This is a genomic window from Jatrophihabitans endophyticus (assembly GCF_900129455.1).
Classification (GTDB): domain Bacteria; phylum Actinomycetota; class Actinomycetes; order Mycobacteriales; family Jatrophihabitantaceae; genus Jatrophihabitans; species Jatrophihabitans endophyticus.
This window is the reverse complement of record NZ_FQVU01000005.1, coordinates 193,857-210,442: the sequence shown is the minus strand read 5'-3', so window position 1 is coordinate 210,442 and position 16,586 is coordinate 193,857. Positions and strand designations below refer to the sequence as shown.

15 protein-coding genes are annotated in these 16,586 nt (G+C 74.5%); 7 read left to right on the top strand and 8 right to left on the bottom strand.

Annotated elements, in window-relative coordinates; translation table 11 throughout:
- Positions 1-46: 46 nt before the first annotated feature.
- Positions 47-1,207, bottom strand: a complete 1,161-nt coding sequence (locus BUE29_RS17655) for an alanine racemase (RefSeq protein WP_073391750.1) — start codon at positions 1,205-1,207, stop codon at positions 47-49.
- A 37-nt stretch (positions 1,208-1,244) separates the two neighbouring features.
- Here BUE29_RS17655 and BUE29_RS17650 point away from each other — a divergent pair, with 37 nt between their 5' ends.
- The 5 genes from BUE29_RS17650 to BUE29_RS17630 all read left to right on the top strand — a co-directional run bounded on the left by BUE29_RS17650 (position 1,245) and on the right by BUE29_RS17630 (position 8,570).
- A complete protein-coding gene (locus BUE29_RS17650; RefSeq protein ID WP_073391749.1) occupies positions 1,245-2,543 on the top strand; it encodes a D-arabinono-1,4-lactone oxidase in 1,299 nt (432 codons plus the stop codon).
- 43 nt (positions 2,544-2,586) lie between these two features.
- Positions 2,587-3,708, top strand: a complete 1,122-nt coding sequence (serC, locus tag BUE29_RS17645; RefSeq protein WP_073391748.1) for a phosphoserine transaminase — start codon at positions 2,587-2,589, stop codon at positions 3,706-3,708.
- Positions 3,709-3,775: 67 nt separating this feature from the next.
- A complete protein-coding gene (gene sepH / locus BUE29_RS17640; RefSeq protein WP_073391747.1) occupies positions 3,776-4,798 on the top strand; it encodes a septation protein SepH in 1,023 nt (340 codons plus the stop codon).
- A gap of 134 nt (positions 4,799-4,932) precedes the next feature.
- Positions 4,933-6,708: an ABC transporter ATP-binding protein gene (locus BUE29_RS17635; protein ID WP_200800294.1), complete on the top strand. Its 1,776-nt coding sequence runs from the start codon at positions 4,933-4,935 to the stop codon at positions 6,706-6,708.
- On the top strand, positions 6,705-8,570 hold the full coding sequence (locus BUE29_RS17630) for an ABC transporter ATP-binding protein (protein WP_200800293.1): 1,866 nt from the start codon (positions 6,705-6,707) through the stop codon (positions 8,568-8,570). Before BUE29_RS17635 ends, BUE29_RS17630 begins: the two co-directional genes overlap by 4 nt.
- Before the next feature lie 19 nt (positions 8,571-8,589).
- On the opposite strand, the gene BUE29_RS17625 is transcribed toward BUE29_RS17630, so the two are convergent.
- On the bottom strand, positions 8,590-8,946 hold the full coding sequence (locus BUE29_RS17625; RefSeq protein ID WP_073391745.1) for a hypothetical protein: 357 nt from the start codon (positions 8,944-8,946) through the stop codon (positions 8,590-8,592).
- A 63-nt stretch (positions 8,947-9,009) separates the two neighbouring features.
- Entirely contained in the window at positions 9,010-10,014 is a 1,005-nt protein-coding gene (locus BUE29_RS17620) for a YncE family protein (RefSeq protein WP_073391744.1), read from the bottom strand.
- A 128-nt stretch (positions 10,015-10,142) separates the two neighbouring features.
- Between BUE29_RS17620 and BUE29_RS17615 the strand changes: the two genes are divergently transcribed.
- The gene (locus BUE29_RS17615; protein WP_200800292.1) at positions 10,143-10,784 is read left to right on the top strand and encodes an ABC transporter substrate-binding protein; all 642 of its coding nucleotides are present in this window, start codon (positions 10,143-10,145) and stop codon (positions 10,782-10,784) included.
- 72 nt (positions 10,785-10,856) lie between these two features.
- Here BUE29_RS17615 and BUE29_RS17610 read toward each other — a convergent pair whose 3' ends face one another.
- The 4 genes from BUE29_RS17610 to BUE29_RS22595 are packed head-to-tail and all read right to left on the bottom strand — an operon-like array spanning position 10,857 to position 15,353.
- Positions 10,857-11,639, bottom strand: coding sequence for a TrmH family RNA methyltransferase (locus BUE29_RS17610; RefSeq protein WP_073391742.1), 783 nt, complete (start codon positions 11,637-11,639; stop codon positions 10,857-10,859).
- A gap of 11 nt (positions 11,640-11,650) precedes the next feature.
- Positions 11,651-12,949, bottom strand: a complete 1,299-nt coding sequence (locus tag BUE29_RS17605) for an MFS transporter (protein ID WP_073391741.1) — start codon at positions 12,947-12,949, stop codon at positions 11,651-11,653.
- Positions 12,946-13,383 (bottom strand): MarR family winged helix-turn-helix transcriptional regulator, encoded by a 438-nt coding sequence (locus BUE29_RS17600; RefSeq protein ID WP_143168233.1) that lies wholly within the window; start codon positions 13,381-13,383, stop codon positions 12,946-12,948. Before BUE29_RS17600 ends, BUE29_RS17605 begins: the two co-directional genes overlap by 4 nt.
- Positions 13,384-13,397: 14 nt before the next feature.
- A complete protein-coding gene (locus tag BUE29_RS22595) occupies positions 13,398-15,353 on the bottom strand; it encodes a chorismate-binding protein (protein ID WP_159440895.1) in 1,956 nt (651 codons plus the stop codon).
- 18 nt (positions 15,354-15,371) lie between these two features.
- Between BUE29_RS22595 and BUE29_RS17590 the strand changes: the two genes are divergently transcribed.
- Positions 15,372-15,611: a DUF2530 domain-containing protein gene (locus BUE29_RS17590; RefSeq protein WP_073391739.1), complete on the top strand. Its 240-nt coding sequence runs from the start codon at positions 15,372-15,374 to the stop codon at positions 15,609-15,611.
- Between the two features lie 6 nt (positions 15,612-15,617).
- Here the strand turns inward: BUE29_RS17590 and BUE29_RS17585 are convergent, their stop codons facing one another.
- Positions 15,618-16,517, bottom strand: a complete 900-nt coding sequence (locus tag BUE29_RS17585; RefSeq protein ID WP_073391738.1) for a DUF3027 domain-containing protein — start codon at positions 16,515-16,517, stop codon at positions 15,618-15,620.
- Positions 16,518-16,586 lie beyond the last annotated feature (69 nt).

The window sequence follows — 16,586 nt, the reverse complement described above, 5'->3', positions numbered from 1 at the left end:
TTTGGCGGCTGGACGCAGCATGCTGCGCTCAGCCGCCAAAAGCGGGTCAGCCGAAGGTCATGCCCTCACCGCGGTAGGTCGGGACGGTCGCGGCGCGGACCCCGGCCTCGACCACGTGGATCGCGGCGAAGCGCTCGGCGAGCTCGCCGGCCTTCGCGTGCCGGAACCACACGCGGTCGCCGATCGCGAGCGAGCCCGCCGGACGTCCGCGCACGGGTGTCTGCACCTCGCCGGCCCCCTCCGTCCCGAGCAGCCGCAGCCCGCGGGTCGCCGGCGACGGCACCCGCGTCTTCCCGGCGGGCCCGGAGGCGATGTAGCCGCCGCCGAACAGCGTGGCGATCCCCGGCCCCGGGCGGCGCACCACCGGCAGGGCGAAGTACAGCGCCGGCCGCGGCCGGAAGGCGCGGTAGGCGTCGAACAGCGTCGGGGCGAACAGCCCGGAGCCGGCGGTCACCTCGGTCACGACCGGATCGGCCGAACTGACCTCGAGGCTGCCGGTGCCGCCGGAGTTCACGAGCTCCAGCGCGCCGACGGCCTGCTCGACCGCGGCGACCACCGCTCCCCGACGGTCTGCGAGCTCCGCGGCGGAGCGGCGCTTGACCAGCCGCACCGCCGGCGAGCTGTCGGGCAGCCCCGCGATCTGCGCCTCGTAGAACATCACGCCGACGACCCGGAGGCCCTGCGCGTCGGCGGTGGCGGCGAGCATCGCGGCATCGGTCGGGGTGCGCAGCGGCGAGCGGCGGACGCCGAGGTGCAGCCGCCCGATCCGCAGCGACGCGTCGACGTCCAGGCACACCCGCACCGGCGCGTCCCCGGCGTGGGCGCGGACGAACGCGAGCTGCTCCGGGCCGTCGACCATGAGCGTGATCGCCTCGAGCGACGCCGGGTCGGCGGCCAGGTCGCGCAGCGCCGTCCGATCGGCGGTGGGGTAGCCGACGAGCACGTCGCGAGCTCCCGCGCGCACCAGCCACACCGCCTCGGCCAGCGAGTACGCCATGACGCCGGCGAAGCCCGGTCGCGCCTGCACCCGGTCGAGCACCCACCGGCAACGCACCGACTTGGCGGCGACCCGGACGGGCGTGCCACCGGCCCGCCGCACGAGGTCGTCGGCGTTGGCGTCCAGGGCGACGAGGTCGAGCGCGGCCAGCGGGGGGTCGAGGTCCGCCGTGGCCGTGGTCAACGCCGCCAGCACGTCCGGATCGGTCACGGCGGCAGCCTAGTGGCGGGATGCGAGGATCGAGCCCGTGACCAGCACGTGGACCAACTGGGCCGGGACCGTGTCGGCCGAGGTGACCGTGGCCGAGCCTGCCACCGTCACCCGGCTGCAGCAGGTCGTCGCCGATGCCGCGGGACGTGGGCGCCGGGTCAAGCCGATCGGGGCCGGGCACTCGTTCACCGCGATCGGCGCCACGGACGGCGTGCAGCTGCGCCTCGACCGGCTCGCCGGGGTCGTCCACGCCGACCGCGGCACGGGTCGTGTCACCGTCCACGCCGGGACCCGGCTGCACGCGCTCAACGAGTCGCTGTGGCAGCTCGGCCTGTCGCTCACCAACCTCGGCGACATCGACGCGCAGTCGATCGCGGGCGCGATCTCGACCGGCACGCACGGTACCGGCGCCAAGCTCGGTGGCCTGGCGACCCAGGTCCGCGGCCTCGACCTCGTGCTGGCCGACGGGTCGCTGCTGCACTGCGACGACCGCGAGAACGGCGACGTGTTCGCCGCGGCGCGGGTCGGCCTGGGCGCGCTCGGCGTGATCGCGACGGTCACCCTGCAGTGCGAGCCCGCGTTCGCGCTCGCCGCCACCGAGGCCCCGGCGTCACTGGACGAGACGCTGGCCGAGCTCGACGACCTCGTCGCGGGCAACGACCACTTCGAGTTCTACTGGTTCCCGCACACCCGCCGGGTGCTGACGAAGAGCAACAACCGGGTGCTGGCCGAGACGGAGCTGCGTCCCGTGCCGCGGTGGCGCGCGTGGCTCGACGACGACTTCCTGTCCAACACGGTCTTCGAGGGCGTGAACCGGCTGACGACCCGACGCCCCGGACTCATCCCCCACGCCAACGGCGTGGCCGCGCGGGCGCTGACGGCACGCGGCTACATCGACCGCTCGTACCGGGTGTTCGCCTCGACCCGACGGGTCCGGTTCCGCGAGATGGAGTACGCGGTGCCGCGCGCGGCCGTCCCGCAGGTGCTGGCCGAGATCGAGGCGTGGCTGGCCCGTAGCGGCGAGCAGGTCGGCTTCCCCGTCGAGGTCCGCTTCGCCGCCGCCGACGACATCTGGCTCTCGACCGCCCACGGCCGCGACAGCGGGTACATCGCGGTGCACCAGTTCCACCGGCGCGAGCACGAGCGCTACTTCCGCGCCGTCGAGGCGATCGCCGCCGACGTCGGCGGCCGGCCGCACTGGGGCAAGCTGCACGACCGGGACGCCGCCTCGCTGCGCGACGCCTACGAGCACTTCGACGACTTCGTCGCGGTGCGCGATCGCCTGGATCCCGACCGCGTCTTCGGCAACGACCACCTGACACGCGTCCTGGGCTGAGCCGCGGCCGAACCGGTGTGGGGCGCGATGGCAGGATCGGTGCGTGCCCGACGCGCAGCTGGTGATCCCCGACGACCTCAAGCCCGCCGACGGCCGGTTCGGGTCGGGGCCGTCGAAGGTGCCGGCGGACGCCGTCGCCGCGCTCGGCGCCACCGGCGGCACCCTGCTCGGCACCAGCCACCGCCGCCAGCCCGTCAAGGACCTCGTCCGCCGCGTCCGCGCCGGCGTCACCGACCTCCTGTCGCTGCCCGACGGGTACGAGGTCGTGCTCGGCAACGGCGGCTCCACCGCGTTCTGGGACGTCGCGGCCTTCGGCCTCGTCCGCGAGCACGCCGCGCACTTCGTCTGCGGCGAGTTCTCCGGCAAGTTCGCCGCGGTGACGCGGGGCGCGCCGTTCCTCGGCGAGCCCGAGGTGCGCAGCGCGGAGTTCGGCTCGGCCCCCGCGCTCGCCGCCGCCGGCGACGCCGACGTCTACGCCTGGCCGCACAACGAGACCTCGACGGGCGTCACCATGCCGGTGCGCCGCATCGGCGGGACGGCCGACGGCGCGCTCATGCTCGTCGACGCGACCTCCGGCGCCGGCGCGATCCCCGTCGACGTCACCGAGACCGACGTCTACTACTTCGCGCCGCAGAAGGTGTTCGCGGGCGAGGGCGGGCTCTGGCTCGCGGCCTGCTCCCCCGCGGCGCTCGAGCGCGCCACGCAGCTGCGCGCCGAACGCTGGGTGCCGCCGTCGCTCGATCTCACGATCGCGGCGACGAACGCGCGCCAGGACCAGACCTACAACACGCCGGCGATCGCGACGCTGTGGCTGCTCGCCCACCAACTGGAGTGGATGCTCGGGCAGGGCGGGCTCGCGTGGGCCGCCGCCCGCAGCGCCGAGTCCGCGCGCCGCCTCTACGGCTGGGCCGAGGCGTCGCCGTTCGCCCGGCCGTTCGTGAGCGACCCGCAGCTGCGCAGCCCCGTCGTCGGGACGATCGACTTCGACGACGCCGTCGACGCGGCGCGGGTGGCGGCGGTCCTGCGCGCCAACGGCATCGTCGACACCGAGCCCTACCGGGCACTGGGCCGCAACCAGCTGCGCGTCGGCATGTTCCCGGCCGTCGAGCCCGACGACGTCGCGGCCCTCACCGGCTGCATCGACCACGTCGTCGAGCACCTCTAGCGGCGGACGGCCCGGGCGCGGCGTGTGCTGCGCCGGATCGGCCGCGACGGCACCTATCGTCGCTGCCATGCGCCAGCTGCGTCTCGTCCATCTCGCCGACGACACCGGCGACCTCGTCCTCGAGAGCGCCGACCGCCTCGAGCGCTTCGCCCTCGTGGTCGACGAGCCGCTGCGCGCGGCGGTCCACCGGGCGCTGACCGCGTCCGGGCCGACCGCGGCCCTCCCCGCCACCGCGCCGCGACCCACGACGCCGCCGCCGACCCCGGCCGCCGACGTGCAGATCGTGCCCCGCGAGATCCAGGTGCGGGTCCGGGCCGGGGAGTCGCCGCAGGAGCTCGCCGACTCGCTCGGCGTTCCGGTCGAGCGCGTGATGCGGTTCGCGTCGCCGGTCATGGACGAGCGGCTGCGCATCACCGACGAGGCCCGCCGGGCCCGCGCGCGCCGCACCGGCAGCGACACCGAGGTCGCGCCCTTCGGCGAGACGGTCGACGCCCGCTTCGGCGCGCACGGCATCGTCGCCACCGACGTCAGCTGGGACTCCCGCCGCCGCGACGACGGCGACTGGGTGGTCTCGGCCGACTGGGCCGGCGGCGAGGGGCGGCACGGCGCGGAATGGCTGTTCCACCGCTCGTCGCGCAGCGTGACGCCGCTCGACGACACCGCGACCGACCTGCTCAGCGACCGACCCATCCGCCCGATCGTCGCGCCGCAGCCGGAGCGCCCCGCGCTCGCGGCCGCCCCGCCGCTGGCCCCCGGGATCGTCGCCTTCCCGCCGATGCCCGACGCGCTCACCGGGCCGCTGCCGCGCTACGAGGACGTCTTCGACCAGGAGGCACCCGCCGACAGCCCGCGCGAGGTGCCGCCGTTCGTGCCGGCGGAGCCCGCCGCCGAGCTGACCTACGACGAACCGCCGCTGCCGCTGGGCATCACCGACCCCGCCGGCCGGCCCGAGGCGGCGCTGCCCCGCCCGCAGCTGTCCTCGCTGACCAACGTCAGCAAGAACCACGAGTCCGACGACGACAAGGCCGCCCGGGCCCGCGTGCCCTCGTGGGACGACATCCTGCTCGGCGTGCGCCGCAAGCAGGACTGACTCCGCCGCACGACTCACCGCGCGACCCGGGCCCCGACCTCCGGTCCGGATTCCGCCGGCCTGCGCACGCCGCGCTGCGCTCTCGGCGAAAGTCGCTCGCCCGCTGTCGGTAGGGCGACGTACCGTCGCTCATCGTGACCAGCGCGCGGAGGCCCGGAACCGCCGACGCGAGCACCCTGCACACCCTGCTGCGGCTGCGCCGCTGGGCCCGGCCGCATCGCCGCGCCATCACCGTCATGTTCGTCGCGGCCACCGGCGCGATGCTCTCGCAGGCGGTGATCCCGCTCGTGACCGGCGCCGTGGTCGACGGCCCGATCCGCGAGCGCGACACCGCCGGATTGTGGGCGCTCAGCGGCCTCGCGCTGCTCTTCGGGGTCGCCGAGTCGGCGCTGTTCTTCGTGCGCCGCTGGGCCATGGCCAGTGCCGCGCTCGGCGTCGAGACCGACCTGCGTCGTGACCTGTTCGCCCACGTGCAACGGCTGCCGGTGTCCTTCCACGACCGCTGGGCCTCGGGTCAGCTGCTCTCGCGGCTCACCACCGACCTGTCGACGCTGCGCCGGTTCATCGGCCTGGCCGCGGTCTTCATGGTCGCCGACCTGCTGACGATCGCGGTCATGCTGGCGTTGCTGATCCACATCCACCTGCTGCTCGGCCTCGTGGTGCTGGTGTCGATGGTGCCGCTGCTGATCGGCACCCGCCGCTTCGAACTGCGCTACAGCCGCGACGCGCGGCGGGCGCAGGACCTCACCGGCGACGTCGCCACCGCCGTCGAGGAGTCCGCCCTCGGCATCCGCGTCATCAAGGCGTTCGGCCGCCGGCCCCACGTCCTCGCCGGCTTCACCCGCGACGTCACCCGGCTGCGCGGCGCCGAGCTGACCAAGATCCGCACGCTCGGCTACTTCTGGGCCCTGCTCGAGGGGCTGCCGCAGCTCGTCCTCGCCGTCGTCACCATCGGCGGTGTCTATGCCACCGCGCACGGTTCGCTGAGCGTCGGCGACCTGGTGGCCTTCGTGTCGCTGTTCCTGCAGCTGGTGTGGCCGATCATCATGCTCGGCTGGCTGCTCGCCCTGACCGAGGAGAGCGCGAGCGCGTGCCGGCGCATCTTCGAGGTGCTCGACACCGAGCCCACGATCCTCGACCCGGCCCGGCCGGCGACGGCCGAGAACGGCACCGCGCTGCGCTTCGAGAACGTGTCGTTCCGCTTCGCCGACGCGCAGGACGACGTGCTCGCCGGCGTCGACCTCGACATCGCGCCGGGCGAGACCATGGCGCTCGTCGGCGCGGTCGGCTCGGGCAAGACGACGATGACCGCGCTCGTCCCGCGGCTCTACGACGTCACCGGCGGCCGCATCACGATCGGCGGGGTCGACGTCCGCGACCTGCGCCTGGACCAGCTGCGGCACGCGGTCACCACGGCCTTCGAGGACGCCACGCTGTTCTCGGCGAGCGTGCGCGAGAACCTCACCCTCGGCCGGGCCGGCATCACCGAGGACGACGTGCGCGAGGCGGTCGAGGTCGCGCGCGCCGACTTCGTCCACGAGCTGCCCTTCGGTCTCGACACCCGCATCGGCGAGCAGGGCCTGTCGCTGTCCGGCGGCCAGCGGCAGCGCCTCGCCCTGGCCCGGGCGGTGCTGGGGCGGCCCCGCGTCCTCGTCCTCGACGACCCGCTGTCCGCCCTCGACGTCCAGACCGAGGCGCAGGTCGAGGCGGCGCTGCGCCGCGTGCTGGCCGGCACGACCGCGCTCGTCGTGGCGCACCGCGCCTCCACCGTCCTGCTCGCCGACCGCGTGGCGCTGCTCGCCGACGGACGCATCGCCGCGGTCGGCACCCACCGCGAGCTGCTCGAGACGACCCCCGCCTACCGGCGGCTGCTGGCGCAGTCCGCCGAGCTCGAGGAGGTGTCACCGTGAGCGCGCCCGCCCCGCCCGCGCCGGAGCAGGACGGCTGGCACGGCCGGCTGACGCCCGAGACCGACGCACAGGTGCGGGCCGACGACGCCGTCACCGCGGGCACCGGCCTGCAGCTGCACGCGGCCGGACGCACGCTGCTGCGCGAGCTGGTCCGCCCCTACCGCCGCCAGATCGCCGCCGTGCTGCTCGTCGCCCTCGCCCAGGTCGCGGCGACCATGGCCGCGCCGTGGCTCATCGGGGTCGCCATCGACGACTCGCTGCCGGCCGCCCGCCGCGGCGACTACACGTCGCTGACCGTGGTGGGCGCCGCGCTCGTGGTGTCGGCGTTGCTGTCGGGCACGCTGCGTGCCGTCTTCGTCGTGCGTAGCGGCCGCGTCGGCCAGGCCATCCTGTTCGACCTGCGGCGTCGCGGGTTCGACCACGTCCAGAGCCTGTCGGTTGCCTTCCACGAGCGGTTCACCTCGGGGCGGGTCATCTCCCGGCTGACCTCCGACGTCGACACCCTCACCGAGCTGCTCGACAGCGGGCTGGACGGCCTGCTCACCGCCCTGTTCAACAGCGTGGCGATCGCGGTGCTGCTGTTGTTCCTCGACGTGCCGCTCGGCCTGCTGGCGCTGGCCTCGCTGCTGCCGCTCGTGCTGCTCTACCGCTGGTTCTCGCCCCGGGCCGCGGAGGCGTTCCGGGGCACCCGCGAGAAGGTGGCGACGATGATCGTCGAGATCGTCGAGACGTTCAACGGCATCCGCGCCGTCCAGGCCTTCCGCCGCGAGAAGCGCAACGACGCCATCTTCGCCCGGCTCAACGGCGACTACCGCGAGGCGAACAAGGAGACCTTCCGGCTGCAGGCGTGGTTCATCCCGGGCACCGCCCTCATCGGCAACGTCGCCACCGTCGCGATCCTGCTCGTCGGCGGGTTCCGCGTCGCCCACGGCGGCCTCGAGCTGGGTGTCCTCACCTCCTTCCTGCTCTACCTGCGCCAGTTCTACGACCCGATGGAGGACGTCGGCGTCTTCTACAACTCGCTGCAGTCGGCGACCGCGGCCATGGCGAAGATCGCGGCCGTGCTGGCCGAACGGCCGAGCGTCCCCGAACCCGACGAGCCGGTGGCGCTGCCCCGTCCGGTCGGCGGGGCGATCGACTTCGACCGTGTCGAGTTCGGCTACGACGCCGCCCGGCCCGTCCTGCACCGCCTCGAGCTGACCGTCCCCGCCGGCCAGACCGTCGCGCTCGTGGGCGCGACCGGCGCGGGGAAGACCACCATCGCCAAGCTGGTCTCGCGCTTCTACGACCCCACCGCCGGTCGGGTCGGCCTCGACGGCGTCGACCTGCGCGACGTCGCCGACGCCGAGCTGCGACGGGCCGTCGTGATGATCACGCAGGACGGCTTCCTGTTCTCCGGCTCCGTCGCCGACAACATCGCCTTCGGCCGGCTCGGCGCCACCCGCGACGAGGTCGTCGCCGCCGCGAAGGCGGTGGGGGCGCACGCATTCGTCGAGTCGCTGCCCGAGGGCTACGACACCGACGTACGCAAGCGGGGCGGCCGGTTGTCCGCGGGGCAGCGCCAGCTCGTGGCGTTCGCCCGCGCGTTCCTCGCCGACCCGGCCGTGCTGATCCTGGACGAGGCGACGTCGTCGCTGGACGTGCCCACGGAGCGCGCGGTGCAGCAGGCGCTGCGCACGGTGCTCGCGTCCCGGACGGCGCTGATCATCGCCCACCGCTTGTCGACGGTCGAGATCGCCGACCGCGTTCTCGTGCTGGCCGACGGCCGCATCGTCGAGGACGGCGCACCGCAGGATCTCGTCGCCGCCGGCGAGGGACACTTCGCCGAGCTGCACACGTCCTGGCGCGACTCGCTGGTCTGAGCGTCGTCGGTCGCGAGCGTCAGCCGGCCGCCGCGAGCGGGCTCGTCGTGAGCGGCTCCCAGCGCAGGTACTGCCAGTCGTCACCGCCGTCCGCCCAGGACCAGAACACCGCGACCACGGTGTCGGTGTCGGGCACCGTGGTGCGGTAGTGCTCGGCCGAGGAGCGGGCGGCGACCCGCCAGACCTCCACCTGCCAGCGGCCGTGGCCGAGGTGGACGGCCTGCAGGAAGGGCGCGTCGCCCGCGGTGTCGCCGTCGAGGACGACGAACGCGCCGCACCCGGCGTGGGCCGCGGCCTCGACGGTCGCGCGGAGTCCGGCGCGGTCGGGCTCGCGCACGACGACGCCGTCGGAGGTGGTGAGCCGCAGGCTGTTCATGACCCGATCCTCCCCCCGCCGCGCCCGATCCGGGGCCGTTCACAGCGAACGCGATGCGGACGCTCAGCGGGTGATGAGCTGGACGACGCCGCCGGCCGTCCCGGTGACCCACAGGCGCTGCGACCCCGGTGCGACGGCCACGGTGTTCGGCTGGCGCACCGTCGGATAGCGCGCCACGACGCGCGGCACGTCGCCGGAGACGGCGAGCCCCACCACCTCGTTGCGGGCGGTGAGCGTCACCCACACGAGGCCGGTGTCGGAGTCGGTCGCGATGCCGTACGGGGCCCCGCCCAGTGCGAGCGTCCCGACCTGCCGCAGCGGATGCAGCGAGAAGACGAGCAGGCGGTCGCCTCGTGTGTCGGTGACCGCGATCCGGTCCCCACCGACGAGGACGCCGTGGGTCGGCCCGGCACCGGCGGCGACGCGGCCGGTGCGCCGCCCCGCGTCGAGGTCGTAGGTCGAGAGGGTGAAGGCCCCGACGTCGACGACCCCGACGACGTCGTCCGCGGCGGCGACGACCCCGCCGGGCTGCCGCAGGTCGGCGAACGTCCGGACCACGACCCCGTCGTGGATGACCGAGATCGACCGGCCGAACTCGTTGCCGACGACGACGTCGCCGTTCGTCGCCTCCGCGGCGTCGTGCGGTTGCTTCCTGACCGCGGTCGAGCGGGTTGCCCCGCCCGGCAGCGAGACCTGCACGATCCGGGCCGCGCTCTCCACCGGCACCAGCACCGGACCGCCCGGGCGGCCGAGCTGCAGGTGGCGCACGCCGCCGGGCAGGGCGACGCTGCGCCGCGGCGCGAGGGTGCGCGGGTCGAGCAGCAGCAACCGGTCCGGCGCGCGCACGGCGACGGCGAGCAGTCGGGTTCGCGCGTCGTACACGATCCCCTCGGGCCGGGCACCGACCTTCGCGATGCGGCCGACCGGTTCGGTCGACGGCACCGGCGCGGTCGCGGGCTCGGCGGCCTTGGGGCCCCGGTGACCGGCGTCGCTCCCGCAGGCGGCTGCGACGAGAACCGCCGAGAACGGGGCGATCAGCAGCCATGCGCGGCGGCGCCGTGGGGTCATGTCGCCAGCCTGCCCCGCCCGAGTAGCGCGCATCACCATCTTCCAAGATTCGGATGGAACCGCGACGTGCGCGCACACCGAATCCCCTTCCGAGACCACGAGTGAAGGAGACACCAACGATGCGTGCGATGAACAAGGTCCTTGCCGGAACGGCCGCCGTCGGCCTGGCGGCCACCATGGCCGCCTGCGGGAGCGACAGCGACAGCGGCGACCCCAAGCCGCAGGGTCAGTTCAAGACCCTGACCGGGCAGACCACGACGGTCGTCCCCGCCAAGAGCTTCACCGATGCGCTGACCCAGCTCAAGGTGACGCCGGGCTTGGTCGGCAACGCCAAGATGACGAGCGAGGGCTTCGCCTTCCCGATCACCGGCGGCAACGCCACGATCTACAAGAAGGGCGACGTCAAGCCCTACGTGCAGGGCACGATCGAGCACCAGGGCAGCGGCCTCTCGCTGACCGCGGGCGGCATCAAGGTCGAGCTGACGAACTTCACCGTCGACCCGGGCAACAACTCCAAGCTCACCGGTGACGTCAGCGCCAACGGCAAGAGCGTCGTGAAGGACGCGAAGCTCTTCGACCTCGACGGCAGCACGCTGCAGACGCCGACGATCAGCAAGAGCGGCGTGGCGACCCTCAAGGGCACCACGATCTACCTGTCGCAGGCAGCCGCCGATCTGCTGAACCAGACCTTCAAGATCAACGTCCTCAAGGGCGGGTCGAAGACCGGTACGGAGATCGGCACCGCGATCATCCGCGCCACCGGCAAGTAGGCGGTCCCCACCGCGGACGGGCGGTCACGGGAGAAATCCCGTGACCGCCCGTTTCGCTGTGCGCAGGGATTATCAGCAGAGTTGCGCAAATGCCACCGCCGCCGCGGTGGCCACGTTGAGCGAGTCGACGCCGGCCACCATCGGGATGCGCACCCGCTCGTCGGCGGCGGCCAGCGTGGCCGCGGCGAGCCCCGGCCCCTCAGCGCCGAGCAGCACCGCCCACCGGTCGGGCGCCGCCAGCTCCCGCAGCGGCCGCTCGCCGCGCGGGGTGAGCGCGAGAGTCGTGACGCCGTGCCCGCGCAGCAGGTCGAGCGCCCCGGGCCAGGCCCCCGGCAGCACCGCGAACGGGATGCGCAGGACGTGCCCCATCGAGACGCGGACGCTGCGGCGGTACAGCGGATCGGCGCACGTCGGGTCGAGCAGCACGGCGTCCACCCCGAACGCCGCGGCGTTGCGGAACAGCGACCCGAGGTTCTCGAAGTCGTTGAGCCCTTCGAGGACGGCGATCCGCCGCGCCGCCGCGACCAGCTCGGCCGCGTCGAGTGCCGGCGGCCGGTCGGCCGACGCAAGCACGCCGCGGGTGACGCGGAACCCGACGACCTCGGACAGCAGCCACTTGTCGACCGCGTACGCGGGGGCGTCCCGCTGTGCGAGGGCGGGACGCAGGGCGTCGAGGCGCGAGGCGACGCCGACGACCGCGCGCATCCGGTAGGGCGAGCCGACCATCCGTTCCACGACGTTCACACCCTCGGCGATCACGATGCCGCGCCGGTCGGGCCGGACGTCGGCGTCGGTGAGGTCGCGGAAGTCGTCGAGGCGGGGGTCGGCGGCGTCGGTGATCGACTCGACGTCCATCGCGTGACCGGTCAGGCGGCGCGCAGCCGCGACTGCACGAGCTCGGCGACGTCACCGGCGTGCATCCCCCGGCGCCGTGCGACGTTGAGCGCCAGGGCGGCCACGCAGACGAGGCACACCAGACCGCCGCCCACCATGCCCCAGCGCGGCCCGGCGACCCCGGCGAGCCAGCCGACCAGCGGCGCACCGAAGGGCGTCCCGCCGAGGAAGCACACCAGGTACAGCGACATGACCCGGCCCCGCATGGTCGGGGTGACGCCCAGCTGGACGTGCGAGTTGGCCGCCGTGGTCACCGAGAGCATCGCGAGCCCGGTGGGCACGAGCGCGGCGGCCGTCCACCAGAAGGTCGGCATCACGCCGGCCACGATCTCGGCCACGCTGAAGACCCCGCCCGCGGTGAGCAGGAACAGCGCCGACGGCCGCCGGGTGCGGCGCGTGGCGGCGACCGCGCCACAGAACGCGCCCACGGCGAGCGCGGTCGAGAGCAGGCCGTAGCCGCTCGCCCCCTGGTGGAACACCTGCTTGGCCATGAGAGCGCAGGTGATCGCGAAGTTCAGCCCGAAGGTGCCGATCACGAACACGAGCACCATCGTGAGGACGAGGTCGCGACGCCCGCGCACGTACGACAACCCCTCCCGCAGCTGCCCCCGCGCGCGGCGGACCATCGGCGCGGGATGCAGCTCGGCGGTGCGCATGAGGGCCAGCCCGGCGAGGACGGCGCCGCTGGACACCGCGTTGGCCAGGAAGGCCCAGCCGGTGCCCACCGCCGCGATCAGGGCACCGGCGACGACCGGCCCGAGGATGCGACCGGTGTTGAAGATCGTGGAGTTGATGGCGACCGCGTTCGTCAGCTCGTCCTTGCCCACCATCTCGATGACGAAGGACTGCCGCACGGGGGTGTCGACCGCGGTGATCACGCCGAGGGCGGTGGCGAGCACGAGCACGTGCCAGTAGGCGACGACGCCGGAGACGTCGAGCAGGCCGAGCAGCAACGCGACACCGGCCAGCGCGGTCTGCGTGACCAGCAGCAGCCGACGCTTGTCACTGCGATCGGCGAGGATGCCGCCCCAGAGTCCGAGCAGCAGCTGCGGGCCGAACTGCAGCGCGGTGACGATGCCGAGCGCGGTGCCCGAGTCGGTCAGCTGCAGGACGAGCCAGTCCTGCGCGACGCGCTGCATCCAGGTGCCGGTCAGCGAGACGAGCTGGCCCGACGCGTACAGCCGGTAGTTGCGGACCCGCAGCGAGCGGAACATGCCGGCCGACGGGGAGGGGCGCTCGGACGTCGCGGCTCGCGACGCGAGCGCCGTCACTGCTGCGCCAACTTTTCCAGGATCGGGATGATGCGCTGCACCTGCGCGCGCTCCTCGGGGGTGAGTGCGGCCAGCTGCCGGGTGAGCCACGCGTCGCGGGACTGCTTCTCCGAGTCGAGCAGAGTCAGGCCGCGGTCGGTGATGGAGATGATGACCTGGCGGCCGTCGGTGGGGTGCGGCGTCCGCGCGACCAGACCGCGGTCCTCGAGGCCGGCGATCACCTTCGTCATCGACGGCGGCTGCACCTTCTCGCACGCCGCGAGGTCGCCGGCGCTCATCGGACCGCGCGCGCCGAGGGTGAACATCGCCGACAGGTGGGTGAGCGTGACCGAGGTGTCCACGCGCTGCTGGCGCACCTGCCGGGTGAGGCGCAGCAGCGCCGGCCGCAACTGGGACGCGAGCTCGGCGATCGTCGTCCTCGTCGCCGCTGTCACGATAGTTAGTCTAGCTAACGACCAAGGGCATTGCCACCGAGCAGTGCCTGCGCGAGACCCGCGACGAGGGGTTGGGCGTCGGGCAGCACCTGCCCGTCCACGCTGCGGATCGCGACGGCCCCGCTCAGGCTGGACGTCCAGAACGCGGGCCGCGCCACGAGCTCGGCCACGGTGAACTCGCGCAGCTCGGTCGGCAGTCCGGTGTCGCGGGCGAGGTCGAGCACGGCGCGCCGCGTCACCCCCGGCAGCAGGTCGTCGCGCAGCGGCGCGGTCACCAGGCCACCGTCCTCGCGGACGAGGAAGACGTTGCCGCGGGCGGTCTCCAGCACCGTGCCGTCCGCGGCGACGAACAGCGGAACGGCCGGCGCGCACTGCTCCTCGGCGGCGGCGAGCGGCGAGCGGTCGGCCCACTTGTGCCGCCACAGCCCGGCGGGCCGGTGGCACACCACCGCGGCGCTGGGCCCGGGCGGCGGGCCGAGCGACGCAGCGGTCACCGCGAGCTCGCCGTCGCGCAGGACGATGCGCAGGGCGGCCCGCGCCGTCCGCGGCGAGGCCGCGGCGCGCCGGACCTGGCGCTGCGCGCCGGCCGGCACCCCCTGGCCGGTCAGCTCGCGCGCCGACCGGTCGAGGCGGGCCAGGTGGTCGGCGAGGCGTACCGGCACCCCGCCCACGGCGAGGACGGTCTCGAGCAGCGCGAGCTCGGCCGGCGCGACCGGGACGGGTTCGGGCGGCAGCGCGGACCGACCGACGCGCAGCAGCGGCGCCGCCTTGGTGCGGCACTCGCGCCACTCCAGCATGGGCACGCTGTCGGCGGTGATCCCGCCCCCGACACCGAGCTCGGCCCGGCCGTCGGCGATCTCGAAGGTCCGTATGGTCACCGCGAACTGGCTGCGCCCGCTGGCGGTGACGACGCCCGCCGCGCCCGTGTACGCGCCGCGCGGCACCGCCTCCAGCTCGGCGACGGCGCTCAGCGCCCGCAGCTTGGGCGCGCCGGTGACCGACCCGGGCGGGAAGGCCGCGCCCAGCAGCCCCCGCACCCCGACGTCCGGACGCAGCGTGCCGCTGACGGTGGACACCAGGTGCCACACGCCCGGATGGGCCTCGACGTCGAGCAGCGCGTCGACCCGCACGCTGCCGATCTCGCAGACCCGGCCGAGGTCGTTGCGCACGAGGTCGACGATCATCACGTTCTCGGCCGCGTCCTTCGTCGAGGCGCGCAGCCTGCGGTCGTTGCCGTCGGCCACGTCCCCGCTCCCGATGCGCGGCAGCGTGCCCTTGATCGGCGAGGTCCGGACCGTGTCGCCGTCGATCGCCAGGAACAGCTCCGGGCTGACGCCGACGAGGGTTCGCCTCCCGTCGGTGAGCAGCGCGCCACGGGCGGGCCGCAGCGCCGCCACGAGATCGGCGTAGAAGCCGACCGCGCTGCCGGCGAACGGTGCGCGGAGCCGGGTGCACACGTTGACCTGGTACAGCTCGCCGGCCCGGATGAGCTCCACGGCACGCTCGACGGCGGCCAGATGCGCCGACCGGTCGGGGACGGACACCGGGCCGAGCGTCCACGGCGCGCGGCGGGGCCGCGCCGTCAGCAGCCGGCGCCACCGGTCGAGCGCGAGCTGGAGCACGGCGTCGCGGTCGTCGCGCCACAGCGCCTCGAACACCCACTGCCGGTCGCGGTGACGCAGCACGTGGTCGTGGAACCCGAAGCGAGCCGTGCCGTCGTAGTCGATGCCGCCGAACCAGCCGCCGCCGACGAAACCGGGGGGCGCCTGGCCGACGGCGGGGACGACGGCGACCTCGGCCAGGTCGTCGGTCGTGCGGACCGGTTCGGCCGCGACGATCGCGCCGTCGCCGAGCCAGTCACCGGTCAGCGCGGCGAGACCGGGCCAGCCCGCCGCGCGCCGGACGAGCTCGTCCGGTGCGGGTCCCGCGCCCAGCGGGACCCGCACGGCCCGGGCCCGCCCGGACGTCACGCCGGTACGCTCGCCGGCATGGGGCAGCAGCGGCGCCGGCTCGTCGTCCCGCCGCCGGTGCAGATGAACGCGCGGCGCATCGTCGCCGTCGGCACCGCCCTGTGGTTCGTCGCCTTCGTCGTGCTGGTGCCGTTCTGGGGCTGGCTCGGGCGCCACGACCACCGCAGCTGGCTGTGGACCTGCCTCGCGGGCTGGCTGCTCGGTCTGCTGGGCTGGTCGATCATGAGCCGCCACCGGGCGATGGGGCGCACGATCTGAGCGGCGTCACGACTCGGCGCTCACCTCGGCGTGCGGTCCGGCCTCGAGCGCGGGTCGCGCCGGTGTCCCGTCGATCGCCCCGCGCGGCTCGAGGCTGACCTCGTCGCCGTCGTCGTAGACGACCTCGCCGTGCTCGCCCAGCGGCGTGCCGCTCGATCGCGTCGTCGAGTGCGCGCCGCAGCCGTACTCGACGCTCACGACCTGCCCGTCGCTGTCGGTGACCTCGTTGCCGCACACGCCGAACCCGGCCGACAACGAGCCGGCGAGGGCGAGGAAGAAGCCGCACGTCCCGCAGTGGCCCGGCGCCTGCCGCGCCATCGCGGTGTCGGGCCCGCGGTCGCCGGTGTACCAGCGCTCGGCGGCGAGCTCGCGTCCGTCGCGGGACATGACCTGGTCGCGACCGACACCGAGCTCGAATGCGACGTCGTCGACCTGGGGGTCGTCCGAGAGCGTGTAGGCGGGGACGAGCCGCACGTCGTCGTCGGTCGTGGGCAGCAGCTCCCCGGGGCTGAGGTCGCCGGGCCGCACCCGCTCGTGCCACGGCACCCAGGTCGGCGCCCGCAGCGCGGCGTCGCCGGGCAGCAGCACGACCTCGTCGACCGTCGCGGTGCGGCTGCGCGAGGCCCGCGCGATCGTCACCGCCCAGTACCAGCCGACGTAACCGGGGAGCGTCGCCGCGAAGGCGTGGGTGACGACCCGCTCGGCCTCCGGCTTGACCCCGAGGTGCTCGCCGACGTCCTCGCCGGCCACCTCGACCGCCGCCGCGCGGGCGAGCTCGACCGCGTCGACGAGGGTCGCGTCGGGCGCGCCCGGCAGCGCGAACACGCGCGATGCGGGGCTCGCGGCGGTGTCGTCGTCGGCCTGGTCCCCGCCCGGGGACACGGTGTCGGGCAGCTCGGTGCTCATCACGCCGCCATTGTCGCGGAAACCCTGCCCTCGGCACCATCGCACCCGGCCGCGGGTCGTCCGGTGAGG